Here is a 17,453-nt window from a genome sequence, read left to right as displayed (position 1 = left end):
GACCGAACCAATGGCACGCGACTACCCGCTGCAACGATACCGCAACTTCGGGATCATGGCTCACATCGACGCCGGTAAAACGACGACGACTGAGCGGATCCTGTTCTACACCGGCAAGTCCCACAAAATCGGCGAGGTGCATGAAGGCGCCGCGACGATGGACTGGATGGAGCAGGAGCAGGAGCGTGGCATCACGATCACCTCGGCTGCTACCACCACCTTCTGGCAGCGCCAGGAAGATCCCACGAAAGAGGGTACTTCGGACACGAAGTACCGCTTCAACATCATCGACACCCCCGGCCACGTCGACTTCACCATTGAAGTCGAACGCTCGCTGGCTGTTCTGGATGGCGCGATCTGCCTTCTGGACGCCAACGCCGGTGTCGAGCCGCAGACTGAAACGGTGTGGCGTCAGGCCGACCGTTATGGGGTTCCGCGGATCGTGTTCGTCAACAAGATGGACAAGATCGGCGCCGACTTCTTCAACTGCGTCAAGATGATCAAGGACCGCACCGGCGCCACCCCGCTGCCGATCGCACTGCCGATCGGTGCCGAGGACAAGCTGGAAGGCATCATCGACCTGATCAAGATGGAAGAGTGGACTTGGCGCGGGGAGGACCTCGGTGCTTCCTGGACCCGTCAGGAAATCCGCGACGACCTGAAGGAACTGGCCGACGAGTGGCGCTCCAACCTGATCGAGATCGCTGTCGAGCAGGACGATACGGCCATGGAAGCCTACCTCGAGGGCAACGAGCCCGACGAGGCGACGCTGCGCGCGCTGATCCGCAAGGGGACGCTGTCGCTGTCCTTCGTTCCGGTCACCGCCGGTTCCGCGTTCAAGAACAAGGGCGTTCAGCCCCTCCTGAACTCGGTCATCGACTTCCTGCCGTCCCCGCTGGACGTTCCCGCCTATACCGGCTTCCTGCCGGACGACGAGACGGAAACGCGGAACCAGGAGCGTCATGCCGATGATGCGGAGCCCTTCTCGGGTCTGGCATTCAAGATCATGAACGACCCCTTCGTGGGCTCGCTGACCTTCACGCGTATCTATTCGGGCGTCCTGAAAAAGGGCGACACGATGCTGAACGCGACCAAGGGCAAGCGTGAGCGCGTCGGCCGTATGATGATGATGCACGCCATCAACCGCGAAGAGATCGAAGAAGCCTTTGCGGGCGACATCATCGCGCTGGCCGGTCTGAAAGAGACCACCACCGGCGACACCCTGTGCGATCCGGCAAAACCGGTCGTGCTGGAAACGATGACGTTCCCGACGCCGGTTATCGAGATCGCCGTTGAGCCGAAGTCGAAGGCCGACCAGGAGAAGATGGGCCTCGCGCTCGCTCGTCTGGCTGCCGAAGACCCGTCCTTCCGTGTGGAAACCGACTTCGAATCGGGCCAGACGATCATGAAGGGCATGGGCGAACTTCACCTCGACATCCTGGTTGACCGCATGAAGCGGGAGTTCAAGGTCGAGGCGAACATCGGCGCTCCGCAGGTGGCCTACCGCGAAACCATCTCGACGCAGGCCGAGATCGACTACACGCACAAGAAACAGACCGGTGGTACCGGCCAGTTCGCACGCGTGAAGCTGACGATCACGCCGACGGAACCGGGCGAGGGCTTCTCGTTCGAATCCAAGATCGTCGGCGGTGCTGTTCCGAAGGAGTACATCCCGGGCGTCGAAAAGGGCATCAAGTCGGTCATGGACTCCGGTCCGCTGGCAGGATTCCCGGTCATCGACTTCAAGGTTGCACTGACGGACGGTGCCTTCCACGACGTCGACTCCTCGGTTCTCGCGTTCGAGATTGCTTCGCGTGCCGCGATGCGTGAAGGGATGCGGAAAGCAGGTGCCAAGCTGCTCGAGCCGATCATGAAAGTCGAAGTGGTGACGCCGGAAGAGTATACCGGTTCCATCATCGGCGACCTGACCTCGCGTCGGGGCATGGTGCAGGGTCAGGACAGCCGCGGCAACGCCAACGTCATCACGGCGATGGTCCCGCTGGCCAACATGTTCGGCTACATCAACAACCTGCGCTCCATGTCGTCGGGCCGCGCTGTGTTCTCGATGCACTTCGATCACTACGAGGCTGTTCCTCAGAACATCTCGGACGAGATCCAGAAGAAATACGCGTAACAGGGGCGGCGGGGGAAACCCCGCCCTTCCATTATGTCGGGTGTTGCAGTCGCAGCACCGTTCCTGTAGTGCGGGGCCTTCCCCGCCGCTGCGGAATCGAATCAAGAGGAAGCCACGATGGCAAAGGCAAAGTTTGAACGGACGAAACCGCACGTCAACATTGGCACGATTGGTCACGTTGACCACGGCAAGACGACGCTGACGGCGGCGATCACGAAGTACTTCGGTGACTTCCGTGCGTATGACCAGATTGACGGCGCTCCGGAAGAGAAGGCCCGCGGGATCACGATCTCGACGGCTCACGTTGAGTACGAGACCGAGACGCGCCACTACGCGCACGTCGACTGCCCCGGCCACGCCGACTATGTGAAGAACATGATCACGGGCGCGGCGCAGATGGACGGCGCGATCCTGGTTGTGAACGCTGCTGACGGCCCGATGCCGCAAACGCGCGAGCACATCCTGCTGGGTCGCCAGGTCGGCATCCCGTACATGGTTGTTTACCTGAACAAGGTCGACCAGGTGGATGACGAAGAGCTTCTGGAACTGGTCGAGATGGAAGTCCGTGAGCTTCTGTCGTCCTACGACTATCCGGGCGACGACATTCCGATCATCAAGGGCTCGGCACTTGCCGCCATGGAAGGCCGCGATCCGGAAATCGGCGAAAGCTCGATCCGCGCGCTGCTGGCAGCCGTTGACGAATACATCCCGACGCCGGCCCGCGCTGTTGACCAGCCCTTCCTGATGCCGGTTGAGGACGTGTTCTCGATCTCCGGCCGTGGCACGGTTGCGACCGGCCGCGTGGAGCGTGGCGTCGTGAAGGTCGGCGAGGAAGTGGAGATTGTCGGTATCCGCGACACCAAGAAGACGGTGTGCACGGGCGTCGAGATGTTCCGCAAGCTGCTGGACCAGGGCGAAGCTGGCGACAACGTCGGCCTGCTGCTGCGCGGTGTTGACCGTGAGGGCATCGAGCGCGGCCAGGTGCTGTGCAAGCCCGGCTCGGTGAAGCCGCACACGAAGTTCGAAGCGGAAGCCTACATCCTCACGAAAGAGGAAGGTGGCCGCCACACGCCGTTCTTCGCCAACTACCGTCCGCAGTTCTACTTCCGTACGACGGACGTGACGGGCACCGTTCAGCTGCCGGAAGGCACCGAGATGGTGATGCCGGGCGACAACCTGAAGTTCAACGTGGAACTGATCGCGCCGATCGCCATGGAAGAGAAGCTCCGCTTCGCCATCCGTGAAGGCGGCCGTACCGTCGGCGCAGGCGTCGTCTCCAAAATCATCGCTTAATCAACCGCACCGGAAGAGGGGGCGGGGGCCTACGGGTCCCCGTCTTCCCGCCGGGCCCCAAAGGGCATGTAAAATGCAAGGTCAAACTATCCGCATCAGGCTGAAAGCCTTCGATTACCGGGTGCTGGACGCCAGCACGCAGGAAATCGTCTCCACGGCCAAGCGGACCGGCGCGCAAGTGCGCGGCCCGATCCCGCTGCCGAACAAGATCGAGAAGTTCACGGTTCTCCGTGGTCCGCACATCGACAAGAAGTCGCGCGACCAGTGGGAAATCCGCACGCACAAGCGTCTCCTCGACATCGTTGATCCGACCCCGCAGACCGTGGACGCGCTGATGAAGCTCGACCTCGCGGCCGGCGTTGACGTCGAAATCAAAGTGTAAGGGGTAGACCTATGCGCTCTGGAATTATCGCAAAGAAGCTGGGCATGACCCGGCTGTTCATGGAAGACGGTCGCCAGGTTCCGGTGACGGTTCTCCAGCTCGACACGCTTCAGGTCGTGGCGCAGCGCACTGCTGACAAAGACGGCTATTCCGCCGTTCAGCTGGGTGCAGGCACCGCCAAAGCGAAACGCACCTCGGCAGCCATGCGCGGCCACTTCGCGAAAGCGAACGTGGAACCCAAGCGCAAGATCGCGGAATTCCGCGTCTCGCCCGAGAACCTGATCAACGTGGGTGAGGAAATCACCGCCGATCACTACCTCGCAGGTCAGTTCGTTGACGTCGCGGGCACCTCGATCGGTAAGGGTTTCGCCGGCGCCATGAAGCGTCACAACTTCGGCGGTCTGCGTGCGTCGCACGGCGTGTCGATCTCGCACCGTTCGCACGGCTCCACAGGGCAGTGTCAGGATCCGGGCAAGGTCTTCAAAGGCAAGAAGATGGCCGGTCACCTCGGTGCCGTCCGCGTCACGACCCAGAACCTGCAAGTGGTCAAGACCGATGCCGAGCGTGGCATCATCATGATCAAGGGCGCCGTTCCCGGGTCGAAGGGTGGTTGGGTCACCGTCAAGGATGCCGTCAAGAAGCCGGCTCCGGACAACCTTGTGCTGCCCGCCGCGCTGCGTTCGGCTTCGCAAGCCGTTGCTGCCAACGATGCCTCCGACGAAGGAGAAGCGAAATGAAACTCGACGTCATCAAGCTTGACGCCGGCAAAGCGGGCTCGATCGACCTCGCGGACGAGGTCTTCGGCCTCGAGCCGCGCGCCGACATCCTGCACCGCGTCGTCCGCTGGCAGCGCGCGAAGGCACAGGCTGGCACCCACTCGGTGCTCGGCAAGTCCGACGTGTCCTACTCCACCAAGAAGATCTATCGCCAGAAAGGCACCGGCGGCGCTCGTCACGGTTCCAAGAAGGCGCCGACCTTCCGTCACGGTGGTGTCTACAAGGGTCCGACGCCCCGCAGCCACGCGCATGAGCTTCCCAAGAAGTTCCGCGCTCTGGGGCTGAAGCACGCCTTGTCGTCCAAGGCCGCGACCGGTAACCTGATCGTTCTGGAAGACGTCAACATGACGGAAGCCAAGACGTCGACGCTTGCAAAAGCCGTGAAGGAACTGGGCTGGAAGCGTGTTCTGATCATCGACGGCGCCGACGTGAATGAAAACTTCGCAAAGGCAGCCCGCAACATCGAAGGCGTGGACATCCTGCCGACGATGGGCGCGAACGTCTATGACATCCTGAAGCGTGACACGCTGGTGATCACGAAAGCGGGTGTCGAAGCTCTGGAGGCTCGCCTGAAATGAGCGTGAAACCCGAACACTACGACATCATCAAGAAGCCGATCATCACGGAAAAGGCCACTCTGGCCTCCGAGGCGAACGCGGTGGTGTTCCAGGTCGCAATGGACGCGACCAAGCCGATGATCAAGGAAGCCGTCGAGAACGTCTTCGGCGTCAAGGTGAAGGCCGTGAACACGACCATCACCAAAGGTAAGGCCAAGCGTTTCCGCGGTCGCCCCGGCGAGCGTAGCGACAAGAAGAAAGCCTATGTCACCCTCGAGGAGGGGAACACTATCGACGTGGCCACGGGCCTCTGATAGAAGGCGCAACGAATCAAGTGGCCCCGGATTCGTCCGGGGCCACTGATTTTTACGACGGGGATCTTCGGAGCCCTTCACCGGACCTGCTTGCAGGTCCCAGCTGTACGGAAGACAGGAAACATGGCACTTAAGTCGTATAAGCCGACGACGCCTGGCCAGCGTGGGCTGGTTCTGATCGACCGTTCGGAGCTGTGGAAAGGACGCCCGGTCAAAACCCTTACCGAGGGCTTGATCAAGACGGGCGGCCGGAACAACACCGGACGCGTTACGATGTGGCACAAGGGTGGTGGCGCGAAGCGTCTCTATCGTGTCGTCGATTTCAAACGTCGCAAGTTCGACGTTCCCGCGGTTGTTGAACGTATCGAATACGACCCCAACCGCACGGCCTTCATCGCGCTGGTCAAGTACAATGACGGCGAGCTGGCCTACATCCTCGCGCCGCAGCGTCTGGCCGTTGGGGACACTATCGTTGCCGGTACGCGCACCGATGTGAAGCCGGGCAACGCGATGCCTTTCTCGGGTATGCCGATCGGTACGATCGTGCATAACGTCGAGATGAAGCCGGGCAAGGGCGGTCAGATCGCTCGTGCTGCTGGCACCTATGCCCAGTTCGTCGGTCGCGACGGCGGCTATGCCCAGATCCGCCTGTCGTCGGGTGAACTGCGCATGGTGCGTCAGGAATGCATGGCCACCATCGGTGCCGTGTCCAACGCCGACCATTCGAACCAGAACTTCGGTAAAGCCGGTCGTATGCGCCACAAGGGCGTGCGTCCGACCGTTCGCGGCGTCGCCATGAACCCGATCGACCACCCGCACGGTGGTGGTGAAGGCCGGACCTCGGGAGGCCGTCACCCGGTCACGCCGTGGGGCAAGGGCACCAAGGGCAACCGCACCCGCAAGAACAAGACGACGGACAAGTATATCGTCCGCTCGCGTCACGCCAGGAAGAAAGGGCGTTAATCCATGTCGCGTTCCGTTTGGAAAGGCCCTTTCGTCGACGCCTACCTGCTGAAAAAAGCAGAGAAGTCGCGCGAGTCGGGCAAGAACGAAGTGATCAAGATCTGGTCGCGTCGCTCCACCATCCTGCCGCAGTTCGTCGGTCTGACGTTCGGCGTCTATAACGGCAAGAAGCACATCCCGGTCGCCGTGACCGAAGAGATGATCGGCCAGAAATTCGGCGAGTACTCGCCGACGCGGACCTATTACGGTCACGCGGCCGATAAGAAAGCCAAGAGGAAGTAAGCCATGAGCAAGGAAAAGAATCCGCGCCGCGTGGCCGAAAACGAGGCAATGGCGAAAGCCAAGATGCTGCGCGTCTCGCCGCAGAAGCTGAACCTCGTGGCGGCCCTGATCCGCGGCAAGAAGGTCGACAAGGCTATCGCCGACCTGACCTTCTCGAAAAAGCGCATCAGCCAGGACGTGCTGAAGTGCCTGCAGTCGGCCATCGCCAACGCCGAGAACAACCACGGCCTTGACGTGGATGAGCTGGTTGTTGCCGAAGCCTATTGCGGCAAGAACATCACGCTGAAGCGTGGTCGCCCGCGTGCGCGCGGTCGGTTCGGCAAGATCATGAAGCCCTTCAGCGAACTGACCATCACGGTGCGTCAGAAAGGGGAGACTGCGTAATGGGTCAGAAGGTAAACCCCATCGGGATGCGCCTCCAGGTCAACCGCACCTGGGACAGCCGCTGGTTCGCCGAGTCGAAAGACTACGGTGACCTGCTGCTCGAGGATCTGAAGATCCGTGACTTCGTGCACAAGGAAGTCAAGCAGGCTGGCATCTCGAAAGTCATCATCGAGCGCCCGCACAAGAAATGCCGCGTCACGATCCACGCTGCCCGTCCCGGTGTCATCATCGGCAAGAAGGGCGCGGACATCGAGACGCTGCGCAAGAAGCTGACGAAGTTCACGGCTTCGGAACTGCACCTCAACATCGTCGAGGTTCGCAAGCCCGAGCTGGACGCACAACTGGTGGCCGAGTCGATCGCCCAGCAGATGGAGCGTCGCGTGTCCTTCCGTCGTGCCATGAAGCGTGGCGTGCAGAACGCCATGCGTATTGGCGCCCTCGGCATTCGTGTGAACGTTTCGGGCCGCCTTGGCGGCGCCGAGATCGCGCGGACGGAATGGTATCGTGAAGGTCGCGTGCCGCTGCACACGCTGCGCGCCGACATCGACTATGCCACCGACGAGGCGATGACGCCCTATGGCATCATCGGCGTGAAGGTCTGGATCTTCAAAGGCGAGATCCTGGAGCATGACCCGCAGGCGCACGACCGTCGCCAGGCGGAATCGCAGGAGGGTGCCGCGCCGCGTCCCCGCCGCGAGCGCGCGTAAGGAGCACGACAGATGCTGCAACCGAAACGGACCAAGTTCCGCAAACAGCACAAGGGCCGCATTCACGGTGAAGCCAAAGGCGGCTTCCTGCTGAACTTCGGCACCTATGGCCTGAAAGCTACCGAGCCCGAGCGTGTGACGGCGCGCCAGATCGAGGCGGCCCGCCGCGCGATCACCCGCCACATGAAGCGTCAGGGTCGCGTCTGGATCCGGATCTTCCCGGATGTACCGGTCACCTCGAAGCCTACCGAAGTTCGGATGGGTAAGGGTAAAGGCTCCGTCGACTTCTGGGCGGCGAAGGTGAAACCGGGTCGCGTCATGTTTGAGATTGACGGCGTGCCCGAATCTGTGGCAAGAGAAGCGCTCCGCCTTGGTGCGATGAAGCTTCCGGTCACAAGCCGTGTCGTCATCCGCGAAGACTGGTAAGAATTCATCTGAACCCCCGGGGATGCCCCGGGGGTTCGGATTTTTGATGAAACCCACCAGGTTCAGGGTCACCCCATCGGGGCCCTCTGGTGAGACGGAAAGGAATGGCGCATGTCCGCCAGTGAATTCACGTCCAAGACGCCCGACCAGCTGCGTGAGCAGCTTGTTGCGCTGAAGAAGGAAGCGTTCAACCTGCGCTTCCAGCAGGCCACCGGCCAGCTTGAGAATACCGCCCGTATGCGCACGGTCCGCCGCGACGTCGCCCGCATCAAGACGGTTCTGAACCAGAAAGCCGCTGAAGCGGCGGCGAACTGAGGAGCCGATTAGATGCCCAAACGTATCCTGCAAGGCACCGTGACCAGCGACAAGAACGCGCAAACGATCACCGTTCTGGTTGAGCGTCGCTTCAAGCACCCGCTGCTGAAGAAGACCGTGCGTCTGTCGAAGAAATACCGCGCCCATGACGCGGAGAACAAATTCAAGGTCGGCGATTCCGTTCGCATCGAAGAATGCGCGCCCATCTCGAAGACGAAACGCTGGACGGTTGTGACCGAAACGGTCTGATCGTTCTGCCGAAACGAAACCCTGGGGGCGGCCCGCCGCTCCCCAAAGGTCGGGAGAACCTAAATGATCCAGATGCAGACCAATCTGGATGTTGCTGACAACTCCGGCGCTCGCCGGGTTCAGTGCATCAAGGTCCTGGGTGGTTCGCACCGCCGGTATGCCTCCGTGGGTGACATCATCGTGGTGTCGGTCAAGGAAGCCATTCCGCGCGGCCGCGTAAAGAAAGGTGACGTCCGCAAGGCCGTTGTCGTTCGTACCGCCAAGGAAGTTCGCCGTGAAGACGGCACCGCTATCCGCTTCGATCGCAATGCCGCCGTCATCCTGAACAACCAGGGCGAACCGGTCGGCACCCGTATCTTCGGGCCGGTCGTGCGCGAGCTGCGTGCCAAGAACTTCATGAAGATCATCTCGCTCGCTCCGGAGGTGCTCTGATGGCTGCGAAGTTGAAGAAAGGCGATGAAGTCATCGTCCTCACCGGCAAGGACAAGGGCAAGAAAGGGACGATTTCGTCCGTTGCGCCCAAGGACAACAAAGCCGTGGTCGAGGGTGTGAACATCGCGATCCGTCACACCAAGCAGTCCCAGGGCTCGCAAGGCGGCCGCATCCCCAAGGCGATGCCGATCGACCTGTCGAACCTCGCTCTGCTGGACAAGAACGGCAAGGCCACCCGCGTCGGCTTCCGTGAGGAAGACGGCAAGAAGGTGCGTTTTGCCAAGACCACCGGGGAGGCGATCTGATGCTCGACGCTGCCACCTATACCCCGCGCTTCCGCACGCTTTACCGTGACACCATCCGTGCCGCGATGAAGACGGAGTTCGGCTACAAGAACGACATGCAGATCCCGCGTCTGGACAAGATCGTCCTGAACATGGGCGTCGGCGAAGCCGTGAAAGACACCAAGAAGGTGAAAGCCGCAGCTGAAGAGCTGTCGCTGATCGCCGGCCAGAAGGCTGTCGTCACGCATGCCAAGAAGTCGATCGCCGGCTTCCGCGTGCGTGAAGAAATGCCGCTGGGCTGCAAGGTCACGCTGCGTGGCGACCGGATGTACGAGTTCCTGGACCGTCTGATCACGATCGCGCTGCCGCGCGTCCGCGACTTCCGCGGCGTGAAGGGCAATTCGTTCGACGGCCGCGGCAACTATGCCATGGGCCTGAAAGAGCAGATCGTGTTCCCCGAGATCAACTTCGACAAGGTCGACGAGATCCTGGGCATGGACATCATCATCTGCACGACGTCGAAGACGGATGCGGAAGCGAAAGCGCTGCTGAAGCACTTCAACATGCCCTTCATCGGCTAAGCGGAGAGAGACCAAATGGCCAAGAAATCCATGGTTGAACGTGAGGTCAAGCGCGCCAAGCTGGTGAAACAGCATGCTGCAAAACGCGCCGCCCTCAAGGAAATCACCAAAAACGCAGACCTGCCGATGGAAGAGCGCTTCAAGGCGCAACTGAAGCTGGCTGAGATGCCCCGCAATTCGTCCGCCACCCGGCTGCACAACCGCTGCCAACTGACGGGCCGTCCCCATGCTTACTACCGTAAGCTCAAACTCTCGCGGATCATGCTGCGCGAACTGGCCTCGTTCGGCCAGATCCCGGGCATGGTCAAGTCCAGCTGGTAAGGAGGAGCGTAGATGTTCGTGAACGATCCTCTCGGCGATATGCTGACCCGCATCCGCAACGCACAGCTGCGTGGCAAGTCGACCGTGTCGACCCCTGCTTCGAAGCTGCGTGCATGGGTGCTGGATGTGCTGCTGGATGAAGGTTACATCCGCGGTTATGAAAAAGCCGAGACCGAAAACGGTCAGGGCGAGCTGGTCATCAGCTTGAAATACTTCGAAGGCACCCCGGTGATCCGCGAAGTCAAGCGCGTGTCCAAGCCGGGCCGCCGCGTGTACATGGCATCGAAAGATCTGCCGTCCGTACGCAACGGCCTTGGTGTGTCCATCATCTCCACGCCGAAAGGCGTCATGTCCGATGCAGCTGCACGTTCCGCCAATGTTGGCGGCGAAGTGCTCTGCACGGTATTCTAAGGAGGGTTTGATGTCTCGTATTGGCAAGAAACCCGTCGAACTGCCCAGCGGCGTGACCGCCACGGTCAGCGGCCAGATGGTTGAAGTGAAGGGCCCGAAAGGGACCCGCAGCTTCACCGCGACCGACGACGTGACGCTTTCGTTTGCTGACAATGCCGTTTCGGTTGCCCCGCGTGGCAACTCGAAGCGCGCGCGTCAGCAGTGGGGCATGGTCCGCAGCCAGGTTGAAAACCTGGTGAAGGGCGTGACCACGGGCTTCAAGAAAGAGCTGGAAATTCAAGGTGTGGGTTACCGCGCTGCGATGGCCGGCAACGTCCTGAAGCTGTCGCTCGGCTATTCGCATGAAGTCAACTTCGAAGTTCCCGCTGGCGTCACCGTCACGGCTCCGAAGCAAACCGAAATCGTTGTGGAAGGCATTGATCAGCAGCAGGTTGGTCAGGTCGCAGCGAACATCCGTGACTGGAAACGCCCTGAGCCCTACAAGGGCAAAGGCATCCGGTACAAGGGTGAGTTCGTGTTCCGCAAGGAAGGCAAGAAGAAGTAAGGGGGCGCTAAAATGGCTTTGAAAAAACGCGAGCTGTTCCTGAAGCGCCGCCTGCGCGTCCGGAACAAACTGAAGGCAATGGCCAATGGGCGTCCGCGCCTGTCGGTCCACCGTTCGTCCAAGAACATCAGCGTTCAGCTGATCGACGACGTGAACGGCGTCACGCTGGCTTCGGCCTCCACCATGGAGAAAGAGCTGGGCTTCATCGGCAAGAACAACGTCGAGGCTTCGACGGCTGTTGGCAAGGCAATCGCCGAGCGCGCCAAGAAGGCCGGGATCGAAGAATGCTATTTCGATCGTGGCGGCTTCATCTTTCACGGAAAAGTCAAGGCTCTGGCCGAGGCTGCCCGTGAAGGCGGCCTGAAGTTCTAAGGAGACGATTATGGCAGAACGTGAGAACCGTCGGGACCGTCGCGAACGCGAGGAAACCCCGGAATTCGCCGATCGTCTCGTGGCGATCAACCGCGTGTCGAAAACCGTGAAAGGTGGTAAACGCTTCGGCTTTGCTGCTCTCGTGGTAGTCGGCGACCAGCGTGGTCGTGTTGGCTTCGGCAAGGGCAAGGCGAAAGAAGTGCCCGAGGCGATCCGCAAGGCGACCGAGCAGGCCAAGCGTCAGATGATCCGCGTGCCGCTGCGCGACGGTCGGACGCTGCACCACGACACCAACGGTCGCCACGGCGCCGGCAAGGTCGTGATGCGTGCCGCTGAAGCGGGTACCGGCATCATCGCCGGTGGTCCGATGCGCGCCGTGTTCGAGATGCTTGGCGTCCAGGACGTGGTGGCAAAGTCGCTGGGTTCGCAGAACCCGTACAACATGATCCGTGCCACGCTGGACGGTCTGAAGCAGGAAGCGTCGCCCCGCATGGTGGCGAACCGTCGCGGCAAGAAAGTCGCCGACATCCTGAAGAAGCCGGAAGCTGAAGTCGCGGAAGCGTAAGGAGCAACGGAGATGGCAACCATCGTCGTGAAGCAGGTGGCCTCGGCCGCTCGCCGCCCCGCGATCCAGACGGCTACGCTGAAAGGTCTCGGGCTGAACAAGATGAACCGCACGCGCGAACTGGAGGACACTCCCTCCGTGCGCGGCATGGTCAACAAGATCCCGCACCTCGTGAAGATCATCGAGGAACGCGCCTAAGATCGAACGCCTCCGGAGACGGGGGCGTTTTTCATATCGGCTGGGACATTTTGGCCGCGACGGGTGGCTTGATGGATGCAGCCCAAGCGGATATACGCACCCGGTGGGGCTTTCTGCCCCTTGGAATCATATACGCCGTGTTTGTCTTGTCCGTCGCTGGCGGGGCAGTTCCGGCAAAGGAGAATAGCGACATGAAACTTCACGAACTACGCGACAATGAAGGCGCGGCCCGCAAGAAAAAGCGCGTTGCCCGTGGTCCCGGCTCCGGCAAGGGTAAAATGGGTGGCCGTGGTATCAAGGGTCAGAAATCGCGTTCGGGTGTTGCACTGAACGGTTATGAAGGCGGCCAGATGCCGCTGTACCGTCGTCTGCCCAAGCGCGGCTTTACCAAGCCGAACCGCAAGGAATACGCAGTCGTCAACCTGGGCCTGATCCAGAAATTCGTCGACGCCGGCAAGCTGGACGCTTCGGTCGCGATCGACGAAGCTGCACTGGTGGCTGCGGGGCTGACCACGCACCTGCGTGACGGTATCCGCGTTCTGGCCAAAGGCGAAGTCAGCACCAAGCTGAACCTGACCGTGTCCGGCGCGTCCAAATCGGCTGTCGAAGCGGTTGAAAAGGCCGGTGGCACGCTGACGGTGACGGCTCGGGTGGCTGCTGCCGCCGAATAAGGTGATGCGGGCCGCAGGTCCGCGCATCGAACCGCTTACCCCGCGCCGCCGACACCGACCCGGTTCGGCGGCGCTACCTTGAAAGAGAACGGGCATGGCATCTGCTGCAGAGCAAATGGCGTCGAACCTCAGCTGGGGGGCCTTGGGTAAGGCGACCGAGCTGCGTCGGCGCATCTTTTTCACCATCGGCCTTCTGATCGTCTATCGCATCGGCACCTATATCCCTGTGCCGGGCATCGACGGGACGTCGCTGCGTCAGTTCATGGACGGTGCGGCCGCCGGCCTTGGCGGTATTCTGTCGATGTTCACCGGCGGCGCTCTCAGCCGTATGGGGATCTTCGCGCTCGGCATCATGCCCTATATCTCCGCCTCGATCATCGTGCAGCTTCTGGCCGCGATGGTGCCTCAGCTTGAACAGCTGAAGAAGGAAGGGGAACAGGGGCGCAAGAAGATCAACCAGTACACCCGTTATTTCACGGTCGTGCTGGCGACATTCCAGGCCTACGGCATCGCCCGCAGCCTTGAGGCTGGCGGTCTGGTTACCGATCCCGGCATCTTTTTCCAGGCCTCCTGCGTCATCACGCTGGTAGGCGGGACGATGTTCCTGATGTGGCTGGGCGAGCAGATCACCGCGCGCGGCGTCGGCAACGGTATCTCGCTGATCATCTTCGTGGGCATCCTTGCGGAGCTGCCGCTGCATATCGGCCAGTTCCTCAGCCAGGGTCGCTCGGGCGCCGTGTCGCCTGCCGTCATCATCGGCGTGGCCGTCATGGTGGTCGTGGTGATTGGGTTCGTGGTCTTCATGGAGCGGGCGCTGCGGAAGATCCACATCCAGTATCCGCGCCGCCAGGTGGGCATGAAGGTCTATGACGGTGGGTCCAGCCACCTGCCGATCAAGGTCAACCCGGCGGGTGTGATCCCTGCGATCTTCGCTTCTTCGCTGCTGCTTCTGCCGACGACGATCGCGACCTTCTCGGGTTCGCAAACTGGGCCGGTGATGTCGACGATCCTTGCATATTTCGGGCCGGGCCAGCCGCTTTACCTGCTGTTCTTCATCGCGATGATCGTGTTCTTTGCCTATTTCTATACGGCGAACGTCGCGTTCAAGACGGATGACGTGGCGGACAACCTGAAGAACCAGAACGGGTTCATTCCGGGAATCCGTCCGGGCAAGCGGACGCAGGACTACTTGGATTACGTGGTCAACCGCGTGCTGGTTCTGGGGTCTGCTTATCTCGCCTTTGTTTGTGTCCTGCCGGAGATCATCCGCCACCAGCTGTCGATCCCATTCTATTTCGGCGGCACCTCGGTGCTGATCGTCGTGTCGGTCACGATGGACACGATCCAGCAGGTCCAGTCCCACCTTCTTGCCCATCAATACGAGGGGCTGATCGAGAAATCGCAACTGCGGGGCCGCAAGCGCACCGGCAAACGCGTGCCGACGCGCCGCTAAGGAAGAATGATGACGAACGTGATTCTGCTCGGCCCTCCGGGGGCAGGGAAGGGGACGCAGGCAAAACGCCTGGTGCAGGAACGGGGCATGACCCAGCTGTCGACGGGCGATATGCTGCGCGAAGCGCGCAGCAGCGGCTCCGAGATGGGGCTGAAAGTTGCCGCGGTGATGGATGCCGGCGGTCTGGTCACCGACGAGATCGTGATCGGCCTCATCCGCGAGAAGCTGGAGAGTGGCGAAAGCGCCGGCTACATCTTCGACGGTTTTCCGCGCACTCTGGCGCAAGCCGACGCGCTTGGGTCACTTCTGGCGCAGATGGGCCAGAAGCTTGACGCCGTCATCGAGATGCAGGTGGACGATGCCGTTCTGGTGCGCCGCATTTCGGGCCGCTATACCTGCGGCAGCTGCGGCGCCGTGTATCACGATGAAACACACCCGACGAAGGTGGCCGGCACTTGCGACTATTGCGGCTCCACCAACCTTGTGCGGCGGGCCGACGACAATGAAGAATCGCTGCGCTACCGGTTGACGGAATACTACAAGAAGACCTCTCCCCTGATCGGCTATTACCACGCGACGGGCGATCTGCGCCGTGTGGATGCGCTGGCCAGTGTCGACGCGGTTGCTGCCGCGATCTCGGCCGCGCTTGAACAGGGTTGACCAGAGCCCGGAAATCCAATACCTCACGGCGTCCCGCGGGAATCGCCGTGGGTCGTTTCACCCGTTCGGGGTGAGGATCGTCCTGATCGCTCGGGGCGGAGTTGTGAAAAAAGGATCCGGTGCTACGGATCCGCAACCTGGAAAGGATAACGTTTGGCACGTATTGCTGGCGTAAACATTCCGACGGGGAAACGCGTCCCCATCGCCCTGACCTACATCACCGGCATCGGCAACCACGTTGCCGAACAGATCTGTGACGCAGTCGGCATCGACCGCACGCGCCGCGTCAACGAGCTTTCGGATGCCGAAGTTCTGGCGATCCGCGAACACATCGACGCCAACTACACCGTCGAAGGCGACCTGCGTCGCGAAGTTTCGATGAACGTAAAGCGTCTGATGGACCTCGGTTCCTATCGCGGCCTGCGTCACCGTCGCAACCTTCCGGTTCGCGGTCAGCGCACGCACACCAACGCTCGCACGCGCAAAGGCCCTGCAAAGGCCATTGCCGGCAAGAAGAAATAAGGGGGCGTGACAGATGGCTCGTGATAAAGTCCGCATGAAGCGCAAGGAACGCAAGAACATCGCCGCAGGCGTTGCTCATGTGAACTCCTCGTTCAACAACACGAAAATCCTGATCTCCGACGTGCAGGGCAACGCGATCTCGTGGTCGTCCGCCGGTACGATGGGCTTCAAGGGTTCGCGTAAATCCACGCCCTATGCCGCACAGCTGGCTGCAGAAGATGCAGCACGCAAAGCGCAAGAGCATGGCCTGAAAACGATCGAAGTCGAAGTTCAGGGTCCCGGTTCGGGCCGCGAATCGGCGCTGCGTGCGCTGGCAGCGGTTGGCCTGAACATCACGTCGATCCGCGACGTCACGCCGATGGCGCATAACGGCTGCCGTCCGCCGAAGCGTCGTCGCGTCTGATAACGCGAAGAAAAGGATCGGGCCGTGCTTCACAGCGCGGCCCGGTTTCGTCATTTCTGATCCTCGGGCGCTTCTCGCTTAGGACATGGGCAAGAGGCTGGTATGGAGGCGACACGCATGATCCACAAGAACTGGCAGGAACTGATCAAGCCGACGCAACTGGCGGTCAAGCCGGGTGCCGATGCCGCGCGCATCGCGACGGTCGTTGCCGAACCGCTGGAGCGGGGCTTCGGTCTGACGCTGGGCAACGCCCTGCGCCGCGTACTGCTGTCGTCGCTTCAGGGCGCGGCCATTACTTCGGTCCAGATCGACAACGTCCTGCACGAGTTCTCCTCGGTGGCCGGCGTCCGTGAGGACGTGACCGACATCGTGCTGAACCTGAAGGGCATCGCGATCAAGATGGAAGTCGAAGGGCCCAAGCGCCTTTCGATCAACGCCAAGGGTCCGGGCGTCGTCACGGCTGGCGACATTTCAGAATCCAACGGCATCGAGATCCTGAACAAGGATCACGTGATCTGCCACGTCGATGATGGCGCCGAAGTTTCGATGGAACTGACGGTCAACACCGGTAAGGGCTATGTTTCGGCCGACAAGAACCGTCCGGAAGATGCACCCATTGGCCTGATCCCGATCGATGCCATCTACTCGCCGGTCAAGAAAGTCAGCTATGATGTGCAGCCCACCCGTGAGGGCCAGGTGCTGGACTATGACAAGCTGACGATGCGCGTGGAAACCGACGGCTCGCTGACGCCGGATGATGCCGTGGCCTATGCCGCACGCATCCTGCAGGACCAGCTGTCGATCTTCGTGAACTTCGACGAACCGGAAGCGGCGACACGTTCGGATGCGGATGACGGGCTGGAATTCAACCCGCTGCTGCTGAAGAAAGTCGACGAGCTGGAACTGTCGGTCCGTTCGGCCAACTGCCTGAAGAACGACAACATCGTCTATATTGGCGATCTGATCCAGAAAACCGAAGCCGAGATGCTCCGCACCCCGAACTTCGGCCGCAAGTCTCTGAACGAGATCAAGGAAGTGCTTTCGGGCATGGGTCTGCACCTTGGCATGGATGTCGAGGACTGGCCGCCGGAAAACATCGAAGATCTGGCCAAGCGCTTCGAAGACCAGTTCTAAGATACGGGGCGCGTCATGCGCCCCGGCAATGCCCCGGTTCGCGGGGGAAAACATGGGCAATTCCGCCCCAAGGTGAGCAGGTTCACACGCAGGATCTGCCGGACAAAGCAAAGTAGGAGA

The 17,453-nt window shown here is 61.2% G+C and carries 28 protein-coding genes; all 28 read left to right on the top strand.

The genetic code is table 11. From position 1 onward, the window contains the following. Positions 1–10: 10 nt before the first annotated feature. Complete coding sequence (fusA, locus tag JX25_RS09115) at positions 11–2,134, top strand: elongation factor G (protein ID WP_128254694.1); 2,124 nt, start codon at positions 11–13, stop codon at positions 2,132–2,134. A 117-nt stretch (positions 2,135–2,251) separates the two neighbouring features. Continuing rightward, on the top strand, positions 2,252–3,427 hold the full coding sequence (gene tuf / locus JX25_RS09110) for an elongation factor Tu (RefSeq protein ID WP_128254693.1): 1,176 nt from the start codon (positions 2,252–2,254) through the stop codon (positions 3,425–3,427). Positions 3,428–3,500: 73 nt separating this feature from the next. Beyond that, the gene (gene rpsJ / locus JX25_RS09105; protein ID WP_101921455.1) at positions 3,501–3,809 is read left to right on the top strand and encodes a 30S ribosomal protein S10; all 309 of its coding nucleotides are present in this window, start codon (positions 3,501–3,503) and stop codon (positions 3,807–3,809) included. Positions 3,810–3,820: 11 nt separating this feature from the next. Continuing rightward, on the top strand, positions 3,821–4,546 hold the full coding sequence (rplC, locus tag JX25_RS09100; protein WP_128254692.1) for a 50S ribosomal protein L3: 726 nt from the start codon (positions 3,821–3,823) through the stop codon (positions 4,544–4,546). Then, the gene (rplD, locus tag JX25_RS09095) at positions 4,543–5,163 is read left to right on the top strand and encodes a 50S ribosomal protein L4 (RefSeq protein WP_128254691.1); all 621 of its coding nucleotides are present in this window, start codon (positions 4,543–4,545) and stop codon (positions 5,161–5,163) included. Before rplC ends, rplD begins: the two co-directional genes overlap by 4 nt. Further along, positions 5,160–5,456 carry a 50S ribosomal protein L23 gene (locus JX25_RS09090; protein WP_128254690.1) on the top strand — a complete coding sequence of 99 codons (297 nt, stop codon included), beginning with the start codon at positions 5,160–5,162 and terminating at the stop codon, positions 5,454–5,456. Before rplD ends, JX25_RS09090 begins: the two co-directional genes overlap by 4 nt. Positions 5,457–5,579: 123 nt before the next feature. Continuing rightward, positions 5,580–6,419: a 50S ribosomal protein L2 gene (gene rplB / locus JX25_RS09085; RefSeq protein ID WP_128254689.1), complete on the top strand. Its 840-nt coding sequence runs from the start codon at positions 5,580–5,582 to the stop codon at positions 6,417–6,419. 3 nt (positions 6,420–6,422) lie between these two features. Continuing rightward, positions 6,423–6,701 carry a 30S ribosomal protein S19 gene (gene rpsS, locus JX25_RS09080; protein WP_128254688.1) on the top strand — a complete coding sequence of 93 codons (279 nt, stop codon included), beginning with the start codon at positions 6,423–6,425 and terminating at the stop codon, positions 6,699–6,701. Positions 6,702–6,704: 3 nt separating this feature from the next. Then, positions 6,705–7,085: a 50S ribosomal protein L22 gene (gene rplV, locus JX25_RS09075; RefSeq protein WP_128254687.1), complete on the top strand. Its 381-nt coding sequence runs from the start codon at positions 6,705–6,707 to the stop codon at positions 7,083–7,085. After that, positions 7,085–7,792 (top strand): 30S ribosomal protein S3, encoded by a 708-nt coding sequence (rpsC, locus tag JX25_RS09070; RefSeq protein WP_128254686.1) that lies wholly within the window; start codon positions 7,085–7,087, stop codon positions 7,790–7,792. The genes rplV and rpsC overlap by 1 nt, the downstream gene beginning before the upstream one ends. 12 nt (positions 7,793–7,804) lie before the next feature. Next, positions 7,805–8,218 (top strand): 50S ribosomal protein L16, encoded by a 414-nt coding sequence (gene rplP / locus JX25_RS09065; RefSeq protein WP_128254685.1) that lies wholly within the window; start codon positions 7,805–7,807, stop codon positions 8,216–8,218. Between the two features lie 111 nt (positions 8,219–8,329). Next, positions 8,330–8,533: a 50S ribosomal protein L29 gene (gene rpmC / locus JX25_RS09060; RefSeq protein WP_128254684.1), complete on the top strand. Its 204-nt coding sequence runs from the start codon at positions 8,330–8,332 to the stop codon at positions 8,531–8,533. A 12-nt stretch (positions 8,534–8,545) separates the two neighbouring features. Next, entirely contained in the window at positions 8,546–8,782 is a 237-nt protein-coding gene (gene rpsQ / locus JX25_RS09055; RefSeq protein WP_128254683.1) for a 30S ribosomal protein S17, read from the top strand. Positions 8,783–8,845: 63 nt separating this feature from the next. Beyond that, complete coding sequence (gene rplN, locus JX25_RS09050) at positions 8,846–9,214, top strand: 50S ribosomal protein L14 (RefSeq protein ID WP_022705624.1); 369 nt, start codon at positions 8,846–8,848, stop codon at positions 9,212–9,214. Continuing rightward, the gene (gene rplX / locus JX25_RS09045; RefSeq protein ID WP_128254682.1) at positions 9,214–9,519 is read left to right on the top strand and encodes a 50S ribosomal protein L24; all 306 of its coding nucleotides are present in this window, start codon (positions 9,214–9,216) and stop codon (positions 9,517–9,519) included. The genes rplN and rplX overlap by 1 nt, the downstream gene beginning before the upstream one ends. Then, positions 9,519–10,079, top strand: coding sequence for a 50S ribosomal protein L5 (gene rplE / locus JX25_RS09040; protein WP_128254681.1), 561 nt, complete (start codon positions 9,519–9,521; stop codon positions 10,077–10,079). The genes rplX and rplE overlap by 1 nt, the downstream gene beginning before the upstream one ends. A 15-nt stretch (positions 10,080–10,094) precedes the next feature. After that, positions 10,095–10,400 carry a 30S ribosomal protein S14 gene (gene rpsN, locus JX25_RS09035; protein WP_128254680.1) on the top strand — a complete coding sequence of 102 codons (306 nt, stop codon included), beginning with the start codon at positions 10,095–10,097 and terminating at the stop codon, positions 10,398–10,400. A gap of 12 nt (positions 10,401–10,412) precedes the next feature. Further along, positions 10,413–10,811: a 30S ribosomal protein S8 gene (gene rpsH, locus JX25_RS09030; RefSeq protein WP_128254679.1), complete on the top strand. Its 399-nt coding sequence runs from the start codon at positions 10,413–10,415 to the stop codon at positions 10,809–10,811. A 10-nt stretch (positions 10,812–10,821) separates the two neighbouring features. Beyond that, positions 10,822–11,355: a 50S ribosomal protein L6 gene (gene rplF, locus JX25_RS09025; RefSeq protein ID WP_128255232.1), complete on the top strand. Its 534-nt coding sequence runs from the start codon at positions 10,822–10,824 to the stop codon at positions 11,353–11,355. 12 nt (positions 11,356–11,367) lie between these two features. Then, positions 11,368–11,727 carry a 50S ribosomal protein L18 gene (gene rplR / locus JX25_RS09020; RefSeq protein ID WP_128254678.1) on the top strand — a complete coding sequence of 120 codons (360 nt, stop codon included), beginning with the start codon at positions 11,368–11,370 and terminating at the stop codon, positions 11,725–11,727. Positions 11,728–11,737: 10 nt separating this feature from the next. Further along, on the top strand, positions 11,738–12,292 hold the full coding sequence (rpsE, locus tag JX25_RS09015) for a 30S ribosomal protein S5 (RefSeq protein WP_128254677.1): 555 nt from the start codon (positions 11,738–11,740) through the stop codon (positions 12,290–12,292). A gap of 12 nt (positions 12,293–12,304) precedes the next feature. After that, positions 12,305–12,490 (top strand): 50S ribosomal protein L30, encoded by a 186-nt coding sequence (gene rpmD, locus JX25_RS09010; RefSeq protein ID WP_128254676.1) that lies wholly within the window; start codon positions 12,305–12,307, stop codon positions 12,488–12,490. A 191-nt stretch (positions 12,491–12,681) separates the two neighbouring features. Continuing rightward, the gene (gene rplO / locus JX25_RS09005; protein ID WP_128254675.1) at positions 12,682–13,161 is read left to right on the top strand and encodes a 50S ribosomal protein L15; all 480 of its coding nucleotides are present in this window, start codon (positions 12,682–12,684) and stop codon (positions 13,159–13,161) included. A gap of 94 nt (positions 13,162–13,255) precedes the next feature. Beyond that, entirely contained in the window at positions 13,256–14,614 is a 1,359-nt protein-coding gene (secY, locus tag JX25_RS09000) for a preprotein translocase subunit SecY (RefSeq protein WP_128254674.1), read from the top strand. 9 nt (positions 14,615–14,623) lie between these two features. After that, on the top strand, positions 14,624–15,274 hold the full coding sequence (locus JX25_RS08995; RefSeq protein ID WP_128254673.1) for an adenylate kinase: 651 nt from the start codon (positions 14,624–14,626) through the stop codon (positions 15,272–15,274). A gap of 153 nt (positions 15,275–15,427) precedes the next feature. Next, positions 15,428–15,796, top strand: coding sequence for a 30S ribosomal protein S13 (rpsM, locus tag JX25_RS08990; protein WP_128254672.1), 369 nt, complete (start codon positions 15,428–15,430; stop codon positions 15,794–15,796). Positions 15,797–15,809: 13 nt separating this feature from the next. Beyond that, positions 15,810–16,199: a 30S ribosomal protein S11 gene (rpsK, locus tag JX25_RS08985; RefSeq protein ID WP_128254671.1), complete on the top strand. Its 390-nt coding sequence runs from the start codon at positions 15,810–15,812 to the stop codon at positions 16,197–16,199. A 117-nt stretch (positions 16,200–16,316) separates the two neighbouring features. Continuing rightward, positions 16,317–17,333, top strand: a complete 1,017-nt coding sequence (locus JX25_RS08980) for a DNA-directed RNA polymerase subunit alpha (protein WP_128254670.1) — start codon at positions 16,317–16,319, stop codon at positions 17,331–17,333. Positions 17,334–17,453 lie beyond the last annotated feature (120 nt).

Origin of the sequence: Falsirhodobacter deserti (genome assembly GCF_004015795.1) — a bacterium.
Classification (GTDB): domain Bacteria; phylum Pseudomonadota; class Alphaproteobacteria; order Rhodobacterales; family Rhodobacteraceae; genus Falsirhodobacter; species Falsirhodobacter deserti.
This window is presented reverse-complemented; position numbering and strand designations above follow the sequence as displayed.